Genomic DNA, 19,718 nt, shown 5'->3' with positions numbered 1-19,718 from the left:
AATCAGCGAGTTGACCACCTCCCCAGTTTAGGCATCCGCACTGTCGCGTCGCTGGACACGACGCCTGTCGCAACTTGGGACGGTCATTCCTACCTCGCTGGGAGAGGCCCATGATCACCAGAGCCGCCCTGAGAACTCCCGACGTGATCCGCCAGGCCCGCGAGCACCTCAGCCGCGGCCGGGTCTCGATGGATCTGCTCGATGCCAGCATCGGTCGCTCCTGGCAGCGCTGCCTGGAGCACGGTCTTCGCCCCGGCACGCGGCTGCTGGAGCTGCCGAAGCTCGACAGCAGCGAGCTGCGTCTCCGGCGTGAAACCCATCGCCGCCTGATCGAGCTGGCCGACCCCCTCATCAAGCAAGTCGCCGAGGACCTGCGCGGCTGCCAGCTGCTGCTCGCGACGCCGGACGCCACGGTGCTGAAGAGCTATGGCCGGAACTTCATCCTCGCCGACCGGTTTCGCATCGGCGCGGGCATCAACCTGGACGAGCGTCGGTTCGGGACCAATGCGCCAGCGCTCGCGCTCATCGAACGTGCCCCGGTACTCGTCAAGTCCTGCGAGCATATGCTGTTTCCCGAGAATCCGGTGTCCTGTGTCGCGGCGCCGCTGTTCGATCTCGACGGCGACTGCCTGGGGCTGATCGATCTCACCTTCGAAGCCGATCACCCGCGGCCCGAAATCTTCCTGCGCCGGGTGCAGCAGCTCACCGGCGCACTGGAACAGCGCCTGTTCATGCGCCACTACCAGCAGCGCTGGGTACTGCAAGTGCATGCTTCGCTGGCGGAGCTGGATGGAGTGAGCTGCGGCCTGGTGGCGATCAGCGACACCGGCTTCATCCTGGCCATGGATGCGCAAGCCGTCCGCTGGCTGGGACAGGACGCGGCCAACCTGGTCGGGCAGCCCGTCGAGGCCCTCTTCGGCAACCCCTGGCCGACGTTACAGCGTCAGTGCGAACGACAGTCGGCGCTGCTGGGCCTGGAACTGGCCGATGGCCGCCTGTTTGGGCGCCTCAATCCCCCGGAACTCTGGCAACCCGCCGAAACGGCGCCTGTTGCCATCCCGCCGCCGGCCAAGCTTCCTCCCGATCGTCACCTGGACGACATGGTGGCCGGCTGGCCCTCGCCCCTGGCCCGCGAGGCACGCCGCGCCGCAAGGGCGCTTGCCTCGGGGCTGCCGGTGCTGCTGCAAGGCGAAACCGGCACCGGCAAGGAGCAGTTGGCCCGTGCGCTGCACGCCAGCCTGGGGGAGCGACGGCCGTTCGTGGCTCTCAACTGTGCCGCGCTGCCCGAGAGCCTCATCGAAGCGGAGCTGTTCGGCTATGGCGACGGCGCCTTTACCGGCGCCCGCAAGGGCGGCTATGGCGGGCGCCTGGTGCAGGCCAACGGCGGCACCCTGCTGCTCGACGAGATCGGCGACATGCCGCTGTCGCTGCAGGCCCGGCTGCTGCGCGTGCTGCAGGAACGGGTGGTGACACCCCTCGGTGAGCATCGCGAAGTGCCCATCGACTGTCGCGTGATCGCCGCCAGCCACCGCGACCTGGAAGCCCGGGTCACGACCGGCGAGTTCCGCGAGGACCTCTTCTACCGCCTGGCCGGCGTCGTGGTGGAGCTGCCGGCGTTGAGCGAGCAGCAGCAGCTGGCGGAGACGATTCGCCGCCGCTGGGCAGCCCTGTGCCGACAGCATCGGCGGGAGCTGGCCCTGGATGACGCGCTCTGCGAGCGGCTGGCGGCCTACGACTGGCCTGGCAACTGGCGGGAACTGGAGCACTGCCTGGAGGTGGCCCTGGTGGGCGCGGAGCCGGAGCTGACGTGCCTCACCCTGGAGGGCCTCTCGCCGCGTTGGCAGCGCAAGCTGAACGCAGGCGAAAACGCCGCTGCCAGCGGCGGGGAGCCTGCCGCGCCGGCGCCTGCCGATGCCTCCCAGGCGCTACGCGAGCTGGAGCAGCTTCATATGCAGCGCACGCTCGACGCCCACGGCGGCAACATGACCGCCGCCGCCCGCTCTCTCGGAATCAGCCGTTCGACGCTCTATCGGCGGCTGGGGTAGGCCGCTCTCGAGCGTCGAGAGCGGCGGCGGTAACCCGGCTCGCCAACACGCTGTCATCTCGAACGGGTAAGATGGGTGGCTTGGCTTCACGAACCTGATGGGAGACACCATGCCACCCCCCCTGCCCCACGACGTTCCCTTCCGCGAGGCCGTTCACGTCTGGCTGCGCATCGCCCTGCTCAGCTTCGGCGGCCCGGCCGGGCAGATTGCGGTGATGCATCGCATCCTGGTGGAGGAGAAGCGCTGGATTGGCGAGAACCGTTTCCTGCATGCGCTCAACTACTGCATGCTGCTGCCGGGGCCGGAGGCACAGCAGCTGGCGATCTACATCGGCTGGCTGATGCATCGCACCAAGGGCGGGCTGCTGGCCGGCACGCTGTTCGTACTGCCCGGCTTCCTGGCCATCCTGGCGCTCAGCTACCTGTATGCCGCGCTGGGCAACGTGGGCATGGTGGAAGGGCTGTTCTTCGGCCTGAAGGCCGCGGTGCTGGCCATCGTCATCAACGCGGTGGTGCGCATCGGCAAACGCGCCCTGCGCAACAACGTCATGCTGGGCATTGCCGCCGCGGCCTTCATCGCGATCTTCTTTTTCGACATCGCCTTTCCGCTGATCATCCTGGGCGCGGCGCTGATCGGCTTTGTCGGCGGCAAGGCCGGCTCGCCGCTGTTTCGCGTCGGCGGCGGTCACGGTGCGGAGGGGGCGAGCGGCCTGGCCGACCGCGACTCCTTGCTGGGCGCCGAATTGCCCGATCACGCGCGGCCCAACCGCGCCTGGTCGCTGAAGATCTCGGCGATCTGCCTGACGCTGTGGCTCACGCCGGTGGCCCTGCTGCTGCTCACGCTGGGGCCGGACAACGTGTTCAGCCAGATCGCCACCTTCTTCAGCCAGATGGCGGTGGTGACCTTCGGCGGCGCCTATGCGGTGCTGAGCTACGTGGCCCAGGCGGCGGTGCAGAGCTATGGCTGGCTGGCGCCGGGCGAGATGCTCGACGGCCTGGGCATGGCCGAGACCACGCCCGGCCCGCTGATCCAGGTGGTGCAGTTCGTCGGCTTCATGGGTGCCTTTCGCGACGCCGCCCCCCTCGACCCCTGGCTGGCCGCCACCCTGGCGGCGGTGCTCGTCACCTGGGTCACCTTCGTGCCCTGCTTCCTGTGGATCTTTCTCGGCGCACCCTACGTGGAGCGCCTGCGCGACAACGCCGCGCTGAGCGGCGCCATGACCGCGATCACCGCCGCGGTGGTGGGGGTGGTGCTGAACCTGGCGGTGTGGTTCGGCCTGCACGTCATGTTCGCCGAGGTCGACGAATGGCGCGGCGCAGGGCTGCGCCTGCTGATTCCTGACCTGGCCAGCCTCGACGTGGCCGCCCTGCTGCTGTCGCTGGCCGCCATGCTGGCGATCTTTCGCTTCGGCGTGGGCATGCTCAAGGTGCTGGGCGCCTGCGCCCTGGCCGGTGTGCTGCTCTCGCTGCTGTGAGCCCGCTCGGGAATCAGGCGGACTCGGCCAGGCGCTCGAAGGCTGCAGCGTTGGGGCAGAAGGCGCGGCACTCGTCGACGCCCGCCTCGCGGCGCATGGCGCCCCAGCAGTAGCCGGCCACCGGGCAGGCGTTGCAGTTGCCGCGCAGGCTGGGGTAGCTGACGTGGGCCTCGACGCTGGCCCGCTCGATGCCGAAGCGCTGCAGCATGGCCGGCATCAGGGTATCGGCCGGGACGAAGGCGCGGTAGCCGCCGCGGTCGAGGTGCCGGGCCACTTCGCGCTCAAACGCCGGCTCCATCGGGGTCTTGAGATCCTTGAGCATCTCGCCATAGGCCTTGGGCGACTCCGCCTCCATCTCGCGGACCAGCCGCGGCGTGGTGGCGCGGTAGGCGCCTTCACAGAGACGGTCCCACCATGACTTGCCGGTTGCCTGATTCATGTCGCCTCTCCTGTCCGGTGCATTTTCGACAGTATCGACGCTGTACCGCTTGGCGGCTTTGATCCGGGTCAAAATAGTTTCAAATGAAACTTAAATCACCCTCATGACGCTGCGAGCACGGCCAGGGCCGTGCTCAGGGCAGACAGGCTGGCGACCTAGGCTTCGGGGTCGATCACCTCGTCGGCGGAGAGCCCCTCTACTCCCTGAGCGGCGTCGAGCTGCTCGAAGAAGAAGGCGTGGGCGGCCTCACCGTCGACGCCCTTGGCGCCGGCGGCCTGCTTCCAGGCGCCTGGCAAGTCGGCAGCCAGCTGCTGGAAGCGTTCGATCTCCTCGGCGGGTAGCTCGACGAAGGTGTTGCCGCGCTGCTCGGCAAACTCGATGCCGCGCACGTCCACCACGTCCATCATGTAGCCGAACAGGCGTGAGAGCTTCTCGCCGGAGACGCTTTCGATCGCCTCGCGGTCCTCGTCGGAGAGCGAGGCCCAGGTGTCGGGATTCATCACCAGCGAGAAGCTACCCCGATAGAAACCGCCCGGCATCTGCACCGTGTAGGGCAGCACCTCGGCGAGGCGGAAGCTCCTGAGGCCTTCGAGCGTGAGCATGGCGCCGTCGATCACGCCCTGGGTCGCCGCCTCGTAGGTGCTGGCCGGCGGCAGCGCCACGCCGGTCAGCGCCAGGGCGCTGGAGATGTCGGACATCACCCCGCCGCCGATACGCACCCGCTTGCCGCGCAGGTCGTCGAGACTGTCGATGGACTGGCTGAGGAACAGCGAGCCGGGGCCATGCACGCCCACCGCAATCACCTCGACGCCGCGATGCTCACCGGCATCGGCGAAGTACTCGTTGTGGGTGCGCCAGTAGGCCACCGACGCAGCTTCCGAGGAGAATTCCTCGAAGGTGGGCAGCTCGGGCAGCTTGGTCAGCTCGAAGCGCCCCGGCATCAGGCCGTGAAACAGCCAGGTGACATCGGCCACGCCGTCGGCGATCAGCTCCATCTGGGCGTTGGGCGAGCCCATGTCATGGACCACATTGACCGTGACCCGCCCTTCGGTGGCCTCCTCCACCCAGCTGGCCCAGGTCGGCCAGACGATGGTGTTGACGCCGTGGTTGGGGCCCGCCCAGGTGCTCACCGTGAGTTCGGTGGCCATGCTGGCCTGGAAGACTCCCAGGGAGAGCGCGGTGAGCGTGGTCAGTGTCGCGAGTTTATGCATTTTCATTGTTGTTCCTCGTGAGTTCCGGTTGTCAGGGTTGGCGTAGGTCTTGCGTGTTGTGGTTGTGTTGGGGATTAGAGGGCCAGCACCAGTTTCTTGCCCATGGCACGTGAGCAGCAGCTCATCAGCCGATCCTGGCCGGCGCGCTCGGCGGCGGTGAGCACCTTATCGCGATGGTCGATCTCGCCCTCGATCACTTCGACCTGGCAGGCGCCACACAGCCCCTCTTCGCAGTCGCTGGGCACGTCGACACCCGCACCCCGCAGCGCCTGCAGCAGGGTGCGGTCCGCCGCCACCTCGATCACCAGCTCGGAGTCGGCGAGCTCGACCTCGAAGGCATGCTCCTTGTCCGGATCCAGCAGCGCGCCTTCGGCGGTGAAATGCTCCACGTGCAGGCTGCCTTGCGGCCAGTGGGCGGTGCCGGCCTCCAGCGCGGCGAGCAGGCGCTCGGGGCCGCAGGCGTAGAGCAGCGTGCCTGCATCAGGCTCGGCAAGCAGCGAGGCGAGGTCGAGCCGTGCGCCCTCATCCTTGGGATAGAGCCGCAGCGCCTCGCCGTGGTCGCGCTCGAGCCGCTCGACGAAGGCCATGCTGGCACGAGAACGGCCGGCGTAGTGCAGCTCATAGGACTTGCCCAGCCGCTTGAGGCGATCGGCCATGGCGATGATCGGGGTGATACCGATCCCCCCCGCGATCAGCACATAGTGCGCGGCAGTCTCGGCGAGGCGGAAGTGGTTCTTGGGCCCGCGCACGCGCAGCTCGACTCCGTCGCGCACCGCCTCATGCATCCAGCGTGAGCCGCCGCGGCCGGCTTCCTCGCGCAGCACGGCGATCTGCCAGTCGCCCGACGCCGCCGGGCCGCACAGCGAGTACTTGCGCGCCTCGCCGCCGGGCAGCACCACATCGAGGTGCGAGCCCGGCGTCCAGGCGGGCAGGTCGCGCCCGGCGCGGTCGGCCAGGGTCACGCCGAGCACGCCCTCAGCCTCGGGCTCGGCGCGGGTCACGCGGACGCGGCGCACGATGGTGCGTGCCTCCGGGGCGCCGACGGGAAAGTCGCGCTGGGAGCTGCGTACCGCCGGGTCGCGGCGCTCGGGGTTCTGCGCCGGGTCCCAGCGCACCCACAGCGCCTCGGGGCCGCGAAACGAGGTGTTGGGCAGGAAGGTAAACGCCTGCTCCTCGAGCTCGAGGTGCGGCAGGCGCCGGGTGAACTCCTCGAGGAAGATGCGCATCTCCATGCGCCCCAGGTTCTTGCCCATGCACTGGTGGCTGCCGTAGCCGAAGGTGAGGTGGTCGACGGCATTGTCGCGGTAGATGTCGAGCGCGTCGGGGTTCTCGAAGTGGGCCGGGTCGTGGTTGGCCGAGGCGGTGACCATCAGGATCTTGCCGCCTGCGGGAATGGTCACGCCGCCCACTTCCACCTCGCGGGTGGCGATGCGCCGCCAGGCCACCACCGAGCCGGAGTGGCGCAGGCACTCCTCGGCTGCGGCGGGAATCAGCTCGGGGTTGTCGCACAGCTCGGCCCATACGGAAGGCCGTGAAAGCAGCTGGCGGAAAGCATTGGCGGTGGCCAGGGCGGTGGTCTCGTGGGCAGCGACGATGATCGCCATCATCATCGAGTGCAGGTAGTTGTCGGTGACGACATCCGGCTTCTGCCGGTTCTTCTCGATCATGTCGTACATCCAGCCGTGGCCATGCGGCTGCTCCTGCATCTTCTTGAGTACCTGCCCGGAGTACTGCCAGAACTTGCCGACCCCCTCGGCCACCTCGACCTGCTGCTCCGGCGAGGGGCGGCCCCAGGTGTTGAGCGTGTGGGCCACCGAGAAGCGGCGCAGCTGCTCCATGTCCTCCTCGGGCACGCCGAGGAAGTGCAGCGCCACGGTGAGCGGTACCTCCCAGAACATCTCGGCCACCAGGTCGGCGCGGCCGCGCTCGACGATGGCGTCGAGCTTCTCGCGCACCAGGCGACGCACCATCGGCGCATGGGCCTCCAGCGCCTCGGGCGAGAACGCCTCCAGCAGCTCGCGGCGCCGGGCCATGTGCGCCGGTTCGTCCTCGTTCACCAGGGTGCGATTCATGCCGTAGTCGTAGCGCTCGAGCACCGCCTGGGCCTCGCGGCTGGCCGGGGTGATCTTCTCCAGGGCGATCGACGGCGAAAAGGTGAGGTTGTCGCGAAAGATCGCCTTGATGTCGGCGTAGCGGCTCACCACCCAATAGCCGAGTTTGGGGCTGTAGAACACCGGCTCCTGCTCGCGGGACCAGCGCAGCGCCTCGGCGGGGTCGAGCTGGTAGGGAGCATCGAAGGGATCGAAGGCCGCCGCCTGCGCTGACACGGGACAGCCGTTAGGCGCCATGGGCCGCGCCCCGGCGCCATCGAAGGGACAGCCGCTTGCGGCAGGGTGAGCTGTTGACGTCATGGGGCCTCCCGCTGGCGCTCGCCAGGCAATGTCGCCCTGGGGTAGCGATCCTGGCCGCCAGCCTTGCTTTACTTTTATCGCACAATAAGTATCGTTTAACGATACACGTGAGCAACATAGGCAGTTTGCCCGGGGACGTCAATCCCCGCCGGCTGCGCTACCATTCACCGCCACCACCGATACGAGGAAGCCGTTCGATGGCCACTACCCTGCAAACCCTGGATCGCGGCCTGCGCGCACTCGAGATCGTCGCCGAACACGCCGAGGGCATCAGCGTCGCCGAGCTGGCCGAGCGGCTCGACGTGCATCGCGCCATCGCCTACCGCCTCGTCACTACCCTAGAACAGCACGGGCTGGTGGCACGCTCCACCGAGGGTTCGCTGCGCCTAGGGGCGGGTATTTCGCTGCTCGCCGCGCGCTTCGAGCCGCAGCTGCGTGCGGTGGCCCAGCCGCTGCTGCAGGCGCTGGCCAAGGCCACCCGGGCCACCGCCTTCGTCTCGGTGGCCCAGGGGGAGGAGTGCGTGGTGATCCTGGTGGCGGAGCCCGACGAGGGGCTGCTGCGGGTGGGCTACCGGGTCGGCAGCCGCCATCCGCTGACGCTTGGCGCCGCGGGTATCGCCATCCTGGCCGGGCGCCCGCCGCAGCCGAACGACAGCGAAGCGGTTCGCCAGGCCCGTGTCGACGGCTACAGCCTGACCCGCGGCCAGCTTCAGCGCGGTGCGGTGGGGGTGGCCAGTCCGGTAACCACGCCGCAGCTCCGTCCCGGAGTGGAGGCCTGCGTGGGGGTGGTGGCGATGGACGATCTCGACACCGAGCGGGCCATACGCGAAGTGAAGGCTTACGCACGCCGGTTGGCGGACTTGGTGGGTCGCTGAACGATCGGCCGTTGCGGTCCGTGAAGCCCGGCCCCGGTGGCGTTACACTACGGGCCACCCTCCCTTCGCTGCCACCTTCGAGGCCTTCGATGAGTCGCCACCTGCTCTCCGTCGATTCCCTGACCCGCGATAGCGTCAACCACCTGATGCACGTCGCCGCCCGCATGGAACCCATCGCCCAACGCCGCCAGGTCACCCGGGTGCTGGAGGGTGCCGTGCTCGGCAACCTGTTCTTCGAGGCCAGCACCCGTACCCGGGTCAGCTTCCACGCCGCTTTCTGCCGCCTGGGCGGCAGCGTGTGCGACACCACCGGCTTCACCTTCTCCTCCATGGCCAAGGGCGAATCGCTCTACGACACCAGCCGGGTGATGAGCGGCTACTGCGACGCCATCGTCATGCGCCACCCCGACCAGGGCTCGGTGGCGGAGTTCGCCGCCGCCACCCACGTGCCGGTGATCAACGGCGGCGACGGCCCCGGCGAGCACCCCAGCCAGGCCCTGCTCGACTTCTACACCATCGACAAGGAGTTCGCCCGGCTGGGCAGGAAGCTGGCCGGCGCCCACGTGCTGCTCACCGGCGACCTCAAGTACGGCCGCACTGTGCATTCGCTGATCAAGCTGCTGTCGCTCTACGATCCCATGCGCATCACGCTGGTGGCGCCGCCGGGACTGGAGATGCCCGATTACCTCATCGACCTGGTCGCCTCGCGCGGCCACCGTGTCGAGCAGCGCGCCAGCCTGGCCGACGACTATCGCGACGTCGACGTGGTCTACACCACGCGCATCCAGAAGGAGCGCTTCACCGCCGAGATGAGCGAGGGCTTCAGCCTGTCGCGGGACTTCACCGTCGACCGCGCCTTCATGGACAAGCGCTGCGGCCGCGACACCATCGTGATGCATCCGCTGCCCCGCGACAGCCGCGCGGACGCCAACGACCTCGACGTCGACCTCAACGGCGACCCACGCCTGGCGATCTTCCGCCAGACCGACAACGGCATTCCGGTGCGCATGGCGATCTTCGCCACCCTGCTGCAGGTGGACGAGCTGATCGAGAAGGACCTGCGTCCGGTGCGCTGGTTCGTGCCTGAGCGGGTCGGCGTGGATGACGCCGCGCTGTAGCGGGGCGGCAGCCCGGTGCGGCGTGGGGCGCATTCGTCATGCACGCGGTGCGATGCCTCGCTATGCTGAAGGAGCCACAGGGCAGCCTCGCGGCTGCCCTGTCGTGCGGCTCGGCAACGCCGAGCGCTGACATCACCCATAACAAGCGCGTTGTCTCTCAGCCAATGCGACAACAATAGGAGATGTGCCTCCATGACCCTGCATCGAGCGTACATGCTGCTGGCGGGCTTCTACAGCCTGCTGGTCCTGATAGGTCTGATAGCCCTGCTGGCGGGAGGCGGCCCGGTCTGGGGCGCGGCGCTACTCATCGTAGGGGCACTGGTCGCCTGCGGCCTGTGGGGCCGCACCTTGGGCCGCCCGATAATGAATCCGCGCATGTGGCGCCCATTGGCAGGCCTGCTGGTGGTGGGCTGCGTGCTGCAGCTGGTCGCGGTGTTCTCGCTGTCGCTGTCGGGGGCGGAGATCACCTGGCTGCTGACCGGGGCGATCTTCTCCGTGCTGCCGGCCATCCTGCTGTTCCAGTATGGCAAGCGCGATCAGGAGGTGTGGGCCACCGCGGAGGAGCGCGAAGGCGGCAAGATGCTCGACGAGATCCTCGCCCGCCGACGTGAGCTGGTGCTGGAAAAGCAGGCCCATGACAGCCTGGCCAAGGTCAAGCTGACCCGAGCGGGCCAGACCTACCGCGCCAGCGTCACGCGCGGCCGGGGCGACCGGGTGGAGCAGTTCGAGGAGAGCTTCACTTGCCCGGCCACGCTGGCGTTCTTCATCATCAAGTACACCTGCATTTCGGTGAACGACATCGCCGCCCATTACGCCGAGGAGCGCGTGCTGACCACCTGAGCCGGGCTGCGGTCAGGGCGGCGGCAGCCCCGCCTGGCGGGCGAACCAGCCCTCCAGGATCAACACGGCCGCAATGCCGTCGACCCCGTCGTCGCGATAGCTCTTGCGCGGGTTGCGCAGGCTGCCCGACTCGCGGGCAATGGCCTTGGCCTCACGGGTGGAGCCGCGTTCGTCGACCATCTCGCAGGGCTTGCCGTAGCGGCCATAGAGCCGCTTGCCGAACTTGCGTGCCCGCGTGCTCATCTCCGACTCGCTGCCGTCCCTGTTAAGCGGCAGCCCCACCACGAACAGGTCAGGCTGCCACTCCTCGACCAGCCGCGTGACGACATTCCAGTCGGGAATGCCGTCACGCGCCGGCAGCGGCTCGAGCTGGCGGGCGCTGGCAAGCAGCTCGTTGCCCACCGCCACGCCGATGCGGCGGGTGCCGAAATCGAAGGCCAGGATCAGACGCTGGCCAGGGCTCACGAATGGCCGGCCTCGCGCGTCATCAGGTTGAGGTCGACGCCGAGGATGCCGGCGGCGGCGCCCAGGCGCTGCTCCGGAGCCACCTTGAACAGGATGTCGGCCTGCGCCTCGACCGTGAGCCAGGCGTTGTCCTTCAACTCCTGCTCGAGCTGGCCCGCTTCCCAGCCGGCACAGCCCAGGCACACCAAGAACTCCTCGGGACCGCGCCCGGCGGCCAGTGCCACCAGGATGTCCATGGAGGTGGTCAGGGCGACCTCGTCGCTGACCTGGAGGCTTGAATCCCACGGGACGCTGGAGCCGCGGTGCAGGATGAAGCCGCGATCCTTGTGGGTCGGGCCGCCGAAGTAGACCGGCGCGTTGCGGTGCGGGCTCTCCTCGCCGTCGAGCTCGAGCTGCTCGAACAGCGCGTCCAGGGTGATCTCCAGCGGGCGATTGACGATCACCCCCATGGTGCCGTTTTCATCGTGGTCGCAGAGGTAGCTCAGGCTGCCGGCGAAGTTGGAATCTTCCAGGTGCGGCATGGCCAGCAGAAAGTGGTCTCTCAAGCCTAGAGTATGCACGGATTGCATGGGACTCCCGATGGCGGGTAGCAAGCCCTACCGAACGCCGAAATGATTGCCTTGGCCGAACCGCCAGATGCGAGTGATGGAGAGGCTGTCCAGCTCCCCCATACCGCTGTCGAAGGGCCGATAGGGCCCGGCGCCGTGCACGGTGGCGAGCGCCGCCTGGTCGAGTTCGGGATGTCCCGAGGATTGTACCACTTCCGCCTGGCGGAGCTGACCATCGCGCCCGATCACCACGCGAATGCGCAGCTGGCCGTGCAGGTGCGGCGGAGCGGGATGCACCCGGTTGCCGTAGTCCTCGACCCGTCGCGTCCAGTCGTCGATGTAGCGCGCCTCGGCGGCAAGCTGGGCGGCTGGGCGGGGCTGGTCGTCGGCCGGCCCCGCCAGGCCTGCGTCGAAGCCCTGCTGGCGTACGCTGCGGGTGGCCTCGGCCAGCAGGTCGCGGCCCGACAGCGACGGCGCGGCGGGCGGAGCCGGCTCGCTTGCGGGCGCAGGCACGGGCACAGGTGCGGCGGGCTCGGGGGCGCTGGCGGCGGGTTCGGGCCGATCATCTGGGGGTTCGGACACCTCGACGGGGGGCTCGGGCGCCTCGGCCAGCGGCTCGGCCGCGGGCGGCATCACCGTACTGTCGGCAGCCTCGCTGGCCGGCTGCCCTTCCAGCGGTGCCGCACGGCGCTCGGCGGGTGCCGCCTCGCTCTGCTCGCCAGCGGCCTGCTGGTCCGCCTCGGCGATGGCATCGGCCTGCACCGGCGCCTCGGCCGGGCGGGTCACCAGCACCACGTCCAGGCTGGTGCGCTCGGCCGGCGGCGGGGCGAACTGCCAGCTCGCCACCACGCCGATCAGCAGCAGGTGCAGCAACAGCGCCGCCGACAGCGCCAGCCAGCGGCGGTAGGGCCGCGTGACCGGGGCGTAGTGGATCGGGTCGCTGATCGGGACCACCATGGCGGGTGCGCTGCCTCCTCGCACGGCGTGTGGCTCAGCCGCGCGACGCCAGACGCCGCGCGATGGCATCCATCAGCAGGCCGGCGATGTCGGTGCCGCGCTGGTCGTCGATCTCGCGCACGCAGGTGGGGCTGGTCACGTTGATCTCGGTGATGTAGTCGCCGATGACATCGAGGCCGACGAACATCAGCCCCTTCTCGCGGATCATCGGCTGCACCTGGGCGATCAGCCAGTGGTCGCGTTCGGTCAGCTCGCGGCTGATGCCGGTGCCCCCGGCGGCCAGGTTGCCGCGGGTCTCGCCGGCCATCGGCACTCGGGCCAGGCCGAAAGGCACCGGCTCACCGTCCACCAGCAGGATGCGGGTGTCACCGTCCTTGATCTCGGGGATGTAGCGCTGGGCCATGATCTGGCGCCGGCCACGTTCGGTGAGCATCTCGATGATCGCGCCCAGGTTGCGCCCCTCGGGCCGCACATGAAAGATGCCGCTGCCGCCCATGCCATCGAGCGGCTTGAAGATCACGTCCTGGTGCTCGGCGTGGAAGGCGCGCAGCACCGCTTCGTTGCACGATACCACCGTCGGCGTGCAGCACTGCGGAAACTGCTGGGCGAACAGCTTCTCGTTGCACTCCAGCAGCGCCCGGGTGGGATTGACCACCAGCACCCCCTCGCGCTCCGCGAAGCCCAGCAGGTGCACCGCGTTCAGGAAGTGGGCGTCGACCGGCGGGTCCTTGCGCATCAGGATCACGTCGAGCTCGGCCAGCGGGCGCGACTCCGGCGCGCCCAGCGCGTACCAGTCGTCGGGGTTGCGGAAGGCGGTCAGGTCGCGCATGCGGGCATGGGCCCGGCCGTCGCGCAGGTAGAGATCCTCCTGCTCCATGTAGTGCAGCGACCAGCCGCGCGCCTGGGCCGCCCACAGCATGGCCAGGGTGGTGTCCTTCTTATAGGTGAGATGGGCGATGGAATCCATCACTACGCCCACGCGCACGGGGCGTTCGCTCGTCTGTTGGCTCATTCGGCACCATTTCCTGGGGGTACGGGAAATGAGCGCAGTATGACCCAGGGCGCAGAGCAACACCAAGGCGGCTTGACAGGGGCGGCTCGGCGCCTCTATTTTAGTTTCAAATGAAACTATTCATTTCACAAGAACGGCCCTGCCGCCCCCCGCCGCATCACAAGAGACCCGCCATGATCCAGATCCAGCAGATCCACCACGTCGCCTACCGCTGCCGCGACGCCAAGGAAACCGTCGAGTGGTACCAGGACAAGCTCAACATGGACTTCCTGGTCGCCATCGCCGAGGACCGCGTGCCCTCGACCAAGGCCCCCGACCCCTACATGCACCTGTTCCTCGATGCCGGCAACGGCAACATCCTGGCCTTCTTCGAGCTGCCCAACTCGCCGGAGATGGGGCGCGACCCCAATACGCCGGAATGGGTGCAGCACATCGCCTTCCAGGTCGCCGACGAGGCGGCGCTGCTGTCGGCCAAGGCGCAGTTGGAGAGCAAGGGGGTGGCGGTGGTCGGCCCCACCGAGCACGGCATCATCCGCTCGATCTACTTCTTCGACCCCAACGGCCACCGCCTGGAGCTGACCTACGTGAAGGGCACACCGCAGCAGATGAAGCAGCTCAAGGAAGTGGCGCCGGCGATGATCGAGGAGTGGTCGAAGACCAAGCGCGCGCCCAAGCACGCCGCCTGGCTGCACGAGGAGGAGTTCAAGGCGCTGAGCTGAGCCGCTGGCCCAGCCCGGCGGCAGGATCAGGTGCGGTCGGAAGTCGCGCCGGGCACCAGGCGCACGCCGTTCGCCTCGATCACGATCAGGCGGCGCTTGTAGAGCCGCCCGATGGCCTGCTTGAAGGCGTTCTTGCTGACGCCCAGCCGCGCCTTGATCGCGGCGGCGTCGCTGTTGTCGGAGAGCGGCAGGTAGCCGCCGCTGGCTCGCAGCGCCTGCAGAATCTGCTCGCCGACCACATCGAGGCGCGCCGGCCCCGGCGGCAGCAGCGAGAGGTCGAGCCGGCCATCGTCGCGCACCCGCTTCACGAAGCCTCGCGTGCACTGGCCGCGGCGCAGCGGCCGGGTCACGTCGTCGCGGTAGAGCAGCCCCCAGAAGCGGTGGTTGACCACCGCCTTGTAGCCGAGGTCGGTGGCATCGGCGACGATCACCTCGACCTCGTCACCCGGCGCCAGCCCCGTGGCCTCGTCCTGGACGAAGCGGTCGAGCTTCTGTGACGCCACCGGCCTGCCCTGCTGGTCCTCGTAGATGCGCACCAGCACCCGCTTGCCTGGGGTGGGGCGGAAGCGCTGCTCGCCGAACGGCAGCAGCAGGTCGCGCGGGTGGCCCCAGTCGAGGAAGGCGCCGGTCTCGTTGACCGTCACCACTTCCAGGTAGGCCACCTCGCCGAGCTGGGCCTTGGGCACCCGCGAGCTGCGTTCGCGCGGGCCGGGCACGCCAGGCCGAGAGGAAGACGGGCGACCCTGGCGGTGGTCGTGGGGGGAAGAGGCCATGGCAAACTCCGCGTCGGTTAGCGGTCATTATGGCGCTTGCCGGTACATGGGCAAGCGAAGGGTCAAAGGTCGCCGAAGCGATGCTGCAGCAGGGAAAGTGCCACCACCGGGGCGGTCTCGGTACGCAGGATGCGCGGACCGAGAGTGAGCGGCTGGAAGCCGGCGGCCATGGCTACCTCGACCTCGGCCTCGGCCAGCCCGCCCTCCGGGCCGATCAGCAGCGCCGCGCTGGCGGGCGCGTCGCAGCGCTCGAGCACGCCCGGCGTGCCGGGGTGCAGCACCAGCCGCAGCGCCTCGTCGCGCCGCGCCAGCCACTCGGTCATGGGCTGCGGCTCGTGTACCACGGGCACCACCGCTCGCCCGCACTGTTCGCAGGCGCTGACGGCTACCGCCTGCCAGTGGGCGTGCTTCTTCGCCTCGCGCTCGCCCTTGAGGCGCACGTCGCCGTGCTCGGTATAGAGCGGCGTGATGGCGGCTACCCCCAGCTCGACGGCCTTCTGAATGGCGTAGTCCATGCGGTCGCCCTTGGAGATCGCCTGACCCAGGTGCACCGCCAGCGGCGACTCGCCAAGACCCGCCTCGACGGCCTCCACGCGGGCCATCACGCGCTTGCGCCCGGCCTCGACCAGCACCGCCCGGGCCTCGCGGCCGGCGCCGTCGAACAGCCGCAGCGGGGCCCCTTCAGCGAGGCGCAGCACGCGCACCAGGTGATGAGCAGGGCCTTCGGGCACAACGACGTCGCCGCCGACGGCATAGTCGGCGGCGACGTGGATACGCGGAGTAGAGGCCAAGGCGCGGGCCCGCTTACTGTGCGGTCTGCTCGCCCTGCTGCTGGGCCTGCTCGGCCTCGCGCTTCTTCTTCTGGGCGTAGATCGCCTCGAAGTTGACCGGCGCCAGCATCAGGGGCGGGAAGCCGCCGCGATTGACCAGGTTGTCGACGCACTCGCGGGCGTAGGGAAACAGCACGTTGGGGCAGAAGGCGCCCAGGGTGTGCTCGAGCTGCACGCCCTCGATGCCGCCGATGCGGAACAGGCCCGCCTGCTCGATCTCGGCCAGGAAGGAGGTGGTGTCATCCTCGCTGTGGCGGACCTGAGCGGTCACCTTGATCACCACTTCGTAAAGCTCCTCGCCGACCTGACGGCTCGAGGTGTTCAGGTCCAGGCTGACCTTGGGCTTGAACGGCTGCTGGAACACGGCAGGCGAGTTCGGTGCCTCGAAGGAGATGTCCTTCACATAAATGCGCTGGACGGCAAACTGGAGTTGCTTCTGCTGGCTTGCCGCGGCCTGGTTGCCAGCAGCGGCGTTCTGACTGTTCTCTTCGGCCATGGAATCGGTCCCTTTGATGTCTTGGATGAGGCTACTTCTTGACCACCGGCAGCCCGTCGGCCTGCCACTGCATCATGCCGCCCCGCAGCTTGAACACGCGGGTAAAGCCAGCCTTGGCCAGCTTGGCCACGGTGATGCCGGACGACTGGCCGCTCTTGCAGACCACGATGATCGGCTTGTCCTTTATCTTCTCGAGTTCGCTGATGCGGTCGTCGACGCGGCTCTGGGGAATGTTGCGTGCCCCGGCGATGTGCCCGGCCTTGAAGTCGCCGGCCTCGCGGGTGTCCACCACCACCGCATCCTCACGGTTGATCAGCTGGGTCGCCTGGCTGGACGTGACGCCGCTGGCGGCACTGTTACGGACCTCATAAGCGATCCAGGCGGTGAGTACCAGCAGGAAGGCGCCTACCAGTAGCGGATGATTCTGCACGAATTCGAACAGCTGATCGATCATGGGGCCGGAACACTCTTGACGGAATACGTGATGGGTCAGTCCAGAAGGCGGTGAGTATACACCAAGCCAGGCCGTCGGGCGGCATGCTCCCGCGCATAACGCTTGACCATGACGCTCGACCGTGCCGTGCGTTATGATGCCGCATGCCGAAACAAGTCGCGACCCCCCTCGCCCAGGAGCCTGTCCCCGCCGCCGCTCCGCCAGGACAGCCGCCGCGAAAGGCTCCCGGACGGAGCGTGAGCGCGTCAACAATGCACACGAGGCCCCCATGACGACCCCGAACATCCCCCGTCCCGTCGCCCTGATTATTCTCGACGGCTACGGCCACAACCCCGAGCCCACCCACAATGCCGTGGCCGCGGCGCGCACGCCGAACATGGATCGCCTGTGGCAGACGCACCCCCACGCCCTGCTGCACACCGACGGCAAGTACGTCGGCCTGCCTGAAGGGCAGATGGGCAACTCCGAGGTGGGGCACATGAACCTGGGGGCAGGCCGGGTCGTGTACCAGGAGCTCACGCGCATCTCCAAGGCGATCGAGGACGGCGATCTCGACATCAACCCCGTGCTGACCGACGCCATCGATGCCGCCGTGGCGGCCGGCAAGGCGGTGCACCTGCTCGGGCTGCTGTCACCCGGCGGCGTGCACAGCCACGAGGACCACATCCTGGCCATGGCCGAACTGGCCGCCCGTCGCGGCGCCCAGCGCATCTACGTGCACGGCTTCCTCGACGGCCGCGACATGCCGCCGCGCAGCGCCCTGCCCTCCATCGAGCGCACCAACGCCCGGCTCTCCGAGCTGGTCGGCGCCGATAACGGCTTCGTCGCCTCGATCATCGGCCGCTATTTCGCCATGGACCGCGACAACCGCTGGGATCGCGTCGAGAAGGCCTACCGCCTGCTCACCGAAGGGGTCGGCGACTTCGACGCCACCAGCGCCGAAGAGGGGCTGCGTGCCGCCTATGAACGCGGCGAGAACGACGAGTTCGTCGCCGCCACCGCGATTCAGGCCGAGGCGGGGCCGGTGGCCATCGCCGACGGCGACGCCGCACTGTTCATGAACTTCCGCGCCGACCGCGCCCGCGAGCTGAGTCGCGCCTTCGTCGACGACGGCTTCGATGGCTTTGAGCGTCGCGTCCGTCCGGCGCTGGCCGGCGGCAGCCTGGTCACCCTGACCCAATACGCCGCCGACATTCCCGCCCCGGCGGCCTTTCCGCCGGCCGACCTGCACAACACCCTGGGCGAAGTGATGGAAAGCCGCGGCCTGACCCAGCTGCGCATCGCCGAGACCGAGAAGTACGCCCACGTCACCTTTTTCTTCTCCGGCGGGCGCGAGGCCGAATATCAGGGCGAGACGCGCATCCTGGTGCCCTCGCCGCAGGACGTGAAGACCTACGACGAAAAACCGGAGATGAGCGCTCACGAGGTGACCGACCGGCTGGTGGAGGCGATCGACTCAGGCCACTACGACCTGATCATCTGCAACTACGCCAACGGCGACATGGTCGGCCACACCGGCGTGTTCGACGCCGCGGTACAGGCCATCGAGGCTGTCGACACCTGCGTCGGGCGCGTGGTGGAGGCGATCGAGCGCGCCGGCGGCGCCTGCCTGATCACCGCCGATCACGGCAATGCCGAGCAGATGGTCGACCCCGCCACCGGCGTGACCCAGACCGCCCACACCACCTTCGAAGTGCCGCTGATCTACGTTGGCCCTGGCGAGGTACGGCTGCTCGACGATGGCCGCCTGTGCGACATCGCCCCGACGCTGCTGACCATGATGCAGCAGCCGATTCCGGAGGAGATGACCGGACGGGTGCTGATCGAGAACGCATGATCCCGCACACGCCCCGCTCGCCATGACGCGCCCTCGGACGCTTCTCCCGTCTCGACGCGGTTCCCTGCGGGTCGTGCTGCTGGGGCTGCTCGTGGCGGTAGCGGCTCCGCTGGCGGCGCAGCCCAGCGAACGCGAGGCCCGCGCCCGGCTGGACGCCATCGGCAGCGAAATCCAGGCCGCCACCCGGCGGCTGGGCACCACCCGCGAGGCCCAGGACGAGGCCACCCGCGAGCTGCGCCAGGTGGAGACGGCGCTGGGCGAGACGCACCAGCGACTCGATGCGATCCAGCAGGAGCGCCAGCAGCTCAATGCCGAGGTAGCGCAGCTGGAGGCGGTGCGCACGGCCCTCGAGGCCGAGCGCGCCGACCAGGTCGAGGCACTCAACGTCCAGTTGGACGCCCTCTACCGGCTGGGGCTCTCGCCCCAGCTCAAGCTGCTGCTCAACCAGGACGATCCGGCACGGCTCGACCGCCTGCAGACCTACCTCAACTACCTGGCCCGGGCCCGCAATGAACGCCTCGACGAGCTTGCCAGGCTGGATGCCGAGCTGGCCGACAACCGCCGCCAGCTGCACCAGCGCGGCGAACGGCTCGACCAGCTGGCCGACGACCTGGCACAGCGCAGCAGCGAGCTGGCCGCGCGGCTGGCCGAGCGCGAGCGCATCCTGGCCGAGCTTGGCCGACGCTACAGCGACGAGCAGGCGCGCCTGGCCGGCCTGAACCGCGACCGTGACGAAGCCGAACGCCTGCTGAAGCGGGTTCAGGAAGAGCTTGCCCGGATGCAGCGTCCGCCGCCGTCCACCGCCATCGAACAGACCCGCGGCGACCTGCCGTGGCCGGTACAGGGCAGCGTGGCCTCCACGTTCCGGCGCGGCGACGGTGTGCATCGCAACGGCATCCTGATCCAGGCCGGCGCCGGCACGCCGGTGACGGCAGTGCACGCCGGGCGGGTGGTCTTCGCCGACTGGATGCGCGGCTTCGGCAACCTGCTGATTCTCGACCACGGCGACAACGTGATGACGCTGCACGCCCACCTGCAGCAGTTCAGCACGCAGGTCGGCCAGGCGGTCACCCGCGGCCAGGTGATCGGCACGGTCGGCAACAGCGGCGGCCACACGACCCCCGCCCTTTACTTCGAGGTCCGGCGCAACGGCGATCCCATCGATCCCCAGGGCTGGATCGCGCGCCGCTGATACCAGACATTCACAAGCCTGC

19 protein-coding genes are annotated in these 19,718 nt (G+C 68.8%); 8 read left to right on the top strand and 11 right to left on the bottom strand.

Going from position 1 to position 19,718, the window contains the following annotated elements; translation table 11 throughout:
• Positions 1-110: 110 nt before the first annotated feature.
• A complete protein-coding gene (locus ACT7B3_RS00235) occupies positions 111-2,045 on the top strand; it encodes a sigma-54-dependent Fis family transcriptional regulator (RefSeq protein ID WP_445156467.1) in 1,935 nt (644 codons plus the stop codon).
• Between the two features lie 109 nt (positions 2,046-2,154).
• Positions 2,155-3,519: a chromate efflux transporter gene (chrA, locus tag ACT7B3_RS00230; protein ID WP_445156466.1), complete on the top strand. Its 1,365-nt coding sequence runs from the start codon at positions 2,155-2,157 to the stop codon at positions 3,517-3,519.
• A 13-nt stretch (positions 3,520-3,532) separates the two neighbouring features.
• On the opposite strand, the gene ACT7B3_RS00225 is transcribed toward chrA, so the two are convergent.
• The 3 genes from ACT7B3_RS00225 to ACT7B3_RS00215 form a co-directional block, all read right to left on the bottom strand.
• Entirely contained in the window at positions 3,533-3,958 is a 426-nt protein-coding gene (locus tag ACT7B3_RS00225) for a hypothetical protein (protein WP_444678844.1), read from the bottom strand.
• A gap of 155 nt (positions 3,959-4,113) precedes the next feature.
• Positions 4,114-5,169: a TRAP transporter substrate-binding protein gene (locus ACT7B3_RS00220; protein WP_445158817.1), complete on the bottom strand. Its 1,056-nt coding sequence runs from the start codon at positions 5,167-5,169 to the stop codon at positions 4,114-4,116.
• A 74-nt stretch (positions 5,170-5,243) separates the two neighbouring features.
• The gene (locus tag ACT7B3_RS00215) at positions 5,244-7,580 is read right to left on the bottom strand and encodes a cytochrome P450/oxidoreductase (protein WP_445156465.1); all 2,337 of its coding nucleotides are present in this window, start codon (positions 7,578-7,580) and stop codon (positions 5,244-5,246) included.
• A 197-nt stretch (positions 7,581-7,777) separates the two neighbouring features.
• Here ACT7B3_RS00215 and ACT7B3_RS00210 point away from each other — a divergent pair, with 197 nt between their 5' ends.
• From ACT7B3_RS00210 to ACT7B3_RS00200, 3 genes are all read left to right on the top strand, one after another.
• A complete protein-coding gene (locus ACT7B3_RS00210; RefSeq protein WP_445156464.1) occupies positions 7,778-8,455 on the top strand; it encodes an IclR family transcriptional regulator in 678 nt (225 codons plus the stop codon).
• A gap of 89 nt (positions 8,456-8,544) precedes the next feature.
• A complete protein-coding gene (gene pyrB, locus ACT7B3_RS00205) occupies positions 8,545-9,573 on the top strand; it encodes an aspartate carbamoyltransferase (RefSeq protein WP_445156463.1) in 1,029 nt (342 codons plus the stop codon).
• 192 nt (positions 9,574-9,765) lie between these two features.
• Positions 9,766-10,413, top strand: a complete 648-nt coding sequence (locus tag ACT7B3_RS00200) for a hypothetical protein (RefSeq protein WP_445156462.1) — start codon at positions 9,766-9,768, stop codon at positions 10,411-10,413.
• A gap of 12 nt (positions 10,414-10,425) precedes the next feature.
• On the opposite strand, the gene ruvX is transcribed toward ACT7B3_RS00200, so the two are convergent.
• From ruvX to gshB, 4 genes are read right to left on the bottom strand one after another with little or no spacing between them, the layout of a single operon-like run.
• On the bottom strand, positions 10,426-10,878 hold the full coding sequence (ruvX, locus tag ACT7B3_RS00195; RefSeq protein ID WP_445156461.1) for a Holliday junction resolvase RuvX: 453 nt from the start codon (positions 10,876-10,878) through the stop codon (positions 10,426-10,428).
• Complete coding sequence (locus ACT7B3_RS00190; RefSeq protein WP_445156460.1) at positions 10,875-11,447, bottom strand: YqgE/AlgH family protein; 573 nt, start codon at positions 11,445-11,447, stop codon at positions 10,875-10,877. Before ACT7B3_RS00190 ends, ruvX begins: the two co-directional genes overlap by 4 nt.
• 27 nt (positions 11,448-11,474) lie before the next feature.
• Positions 11,475-12,383: an energy transducer TonB gene (locus ACT7B3_RS00185; RefSeq protein ID WP_445156459.1), complete on the bottom strand. Its 909-nt coding sequence runs from the start codon at positions 12,381-12,383 to the stop codon at positions 11,475-11,477.
• Positions 12,384-12,417: 34 nt separating this feature from the next.
• Complete coding sequence (gshB, locus tag ACT7B3_RS00180) at positions 12,418-13,395, bottom strand: glutathione synthase (protein WP_445156458.1); 978 nt, start codon at positions 13,393-13,395, stop codon at positions 12,418-12,420.
• 173 nt (positions 13,396-13,568) lie between these two features.
• Here gshB and ACT7B3_RS00175 point away from each other — a divergent pair, with 173 nt between their 5' ends.
• Entirely contained in the window at positions 13,569-14,114 is a 546-nt protein-coding gene (locus ACT7B3_RS00175; protein ID WP_444678854.1) for a VOC family protein, read from the top strand.
• A gap of 26 nt (positions 14,115-14,140) precedes the next feature.
• On the opposite strand, the gene ACT7B3_RS00170 is transcribed toward ACT7B3_RS00175, so the two are convergent.
• The 4 genes from ACT7B3_RS00170 to ACT7B3_RS00155 form a co-directional block, all read right to left on the bottom strand.
• Positions 14,141-14,887, bottom strand: coding sequence for a CvfB family protein (locus tag ACT7B3_RS00170; RefSeq protein ID WP_445156457.1), 747 nt, complete (start codon positions 14,885-14,887; stop codon positions 14,141-14,143).
• A gap of 62 nt (positions 14,888-14,949) precedes the next feature.
• On the bottom strand, positions 14,950-15,678 hold the full coding sequence (locus tag ACT7B3_RS00165; protein WP_445156456.1) for a 16S rRNA (uracil(1498)-N(3))-methyltransferase: 729 nt from the start codon (positions 15,676-15,678) through the stop codon (positions 14,950-14,952).
• 13 nt (positions 15,679-15,691) lie between these two features.
• Positions 15,692-16,213 (bottom strand): protein-export chaperone SecB, encoded by a 522-nt coding sequence (gene secB, locus ACT7B3_RS00160; RefSeq protein WP_444678855.1) that lies wholly within the window; start codon positions 16,211-16,213, stop codon positions 15,692-15,694.
• 31 nt (positions 16,214-16,244) lie between these two features.
• Positions 16,245-16,667 (bottom strand): rhodanese-like domain-containing protein, encoded by a 423-nt coding sequence (locus ACT7B3_RS00155; RefSeq protein ID WP_444678856.1) that lies wholly within the window; start codon positions 16,665-16,667, stop codon positions 16,245-16,247.
• Positions 16,668-16,935: 268 nt separating this feature from the next.
• Here ACT7B3_RS00155 and gpmI point away from each other — a divergent pair, with 268 nt between their 5' ends.
• Positions 16,936-18,504: a 2,3-bisphosphoglycerate-independent phosphoglycerate mutase gene (gpmI, locus tag ACT7B3_RS00150; RefSeq protein ID WP_445156455.1), complete on the top strand. Its 1,569-nt coding sequence runs from the start codon at positions 16,936-16,938 to the stop codon at positions 18,502-18,504.
• Positions 18,505-18,526: 22 nt separating this feature from the next.
• On the top strand, positions 18,527-19,696 hold the full coding sequence (locus ACT7B3_RS00145) for a murein hydrolase activator EnvC family protein (protein ID WP_445156454.1): 1,170 nt from the start codon (positions 18,527-18,529) through the stop codon (positions 19,694-19,696).
• The last annotated feature ends 22 nt before the right edge of the window (positions 19,697-19,718 follow it).

Source organism: Halomonas sp. E14, from assembly GCF_052568415.1.
Note: the sequence above shows the minus strand (reverse complement) of the source record. Positions and strands in the feature narration are given on the sequence as shown.

Bases quoted from the DNA above. Each gene is read 5' to 3' on its own strand.
- ACT7B3_RS00235 (WP_445156467.1), top strand. From the start codon at position 111: ATGATCACCAGAGCCGCCCTGAGAACTCCCGACGTGATCCGCCAGGCC.
- chrA (WP_445156466.1), top strand. From the start codon at position 2,155: ATGCCACCCCCCCTGCCCCACGACGTTCCCTTCCGCGAGGCCGTTCAC.
- ACT7B3_RS00225 (WP_444678844.1), bottom strand. From the start codon at position 3,958: ATGAATCAGGCAACCGGCAAGTCATGGTGGGACCGTCTCTGTGAAGGC.
- ACT7B3_RS00220 (WP_445158817.1), bottom strand. From the start codon at position 5,169: ATGCATAAACTCGCGACACTGACCACGCTCACCGCGCTCTCCCTGGGA.
- ACT7B3_RS00215 (WP_445156465.1), bottom strand. From the start codon at position 7,580: ATGACGTCAACAGCTCACCCTGCCGCAAGCGGCTGTCCCTTCGATGGC.
- ACT7B3_RS00210 (WP_445156464.1), top strand. From the start codon at position 7,778: ATGGCCACTACCCTGCAAACCCTGGATCGCGGCCTGCGCGCACTCGAG.
- pyrB (WP_445156463.1), top strand. From the start codon at position 8,545: ATGAGTCGCCACCTGCTCTCCGTCGATTCCCTGACCCGCGATAGCGTC.
- ACT7B3_RS00200 (WP_445156462.1), top strand. From the start codon at position 9,766: ATGACCCTGCATCGAGCGTACATGCTGCTGGCGGGCTTCTACAGCCTG.
- ACT7B3_RS00190 (WP_445156460.1), bottom strand. From the start codon at position 11,447: ATGCAATCCGTGCATACTCTAGGCTTGAGAGACCACTTTCTGCTGGCC.
- ACT7B3_RS00185 (WP_445156459.1), bottom strand. From the start codon at position 12,383: ATGGTGGTCCCGATCAGCGACCCGATCCACTACGCCCCGGTCACGCGG.
- gshB (WP_445156458.1), bottom strand. From the start codon at position 13,395: ATGAGCCAACAGACGAGCGAACGCCCCGTGCGCGTGGGCGTAGTGATG.
- ACT7B3_RS00175 (WP_444678854.1), top strand. From the start codon at position 13,569: ATGATCCAGATCCAGCAGATCCACCACGTCGCCTACCGCTGCCGCGAC.
- ACT7B3_RS00170 (WP_445156457.1), bottom strand. From the start codon at position 14,887: ATGGCCTCTTCCCCCCACGACCACCGCCAGGGTCGCCCGTCTTCCTCT.
- secB (WP_444678855.1), bottom strand. From the start codon at position 16,213: ATGGCCGAAGAGAACAGTCAGAACGCCGCTGCTGGCAACCAGGCCGCG.
- ACT7B3_RS00155 (WP_444678856.1), bottom strand. From the start codon at position 16,667: ATGATCGATCAGCTGTTCGAATTCGTGCAGAATCATCCGCTACTGGTA.
- gpmI (WP_445156455.1), top strand. From the start codon at position 16,936: ATGACGACCCCGAACATCCCCCGTCCCGTCGCCCTGATTATTCTCGAC.
- ACT7B3_RS00145 (WP_445156454.1), top strand. From the start codon at position 18,527: ATGACGCGCCCTCGGACGCTTCTCCCGTCTCGACGCGGTTCCCTGCGG.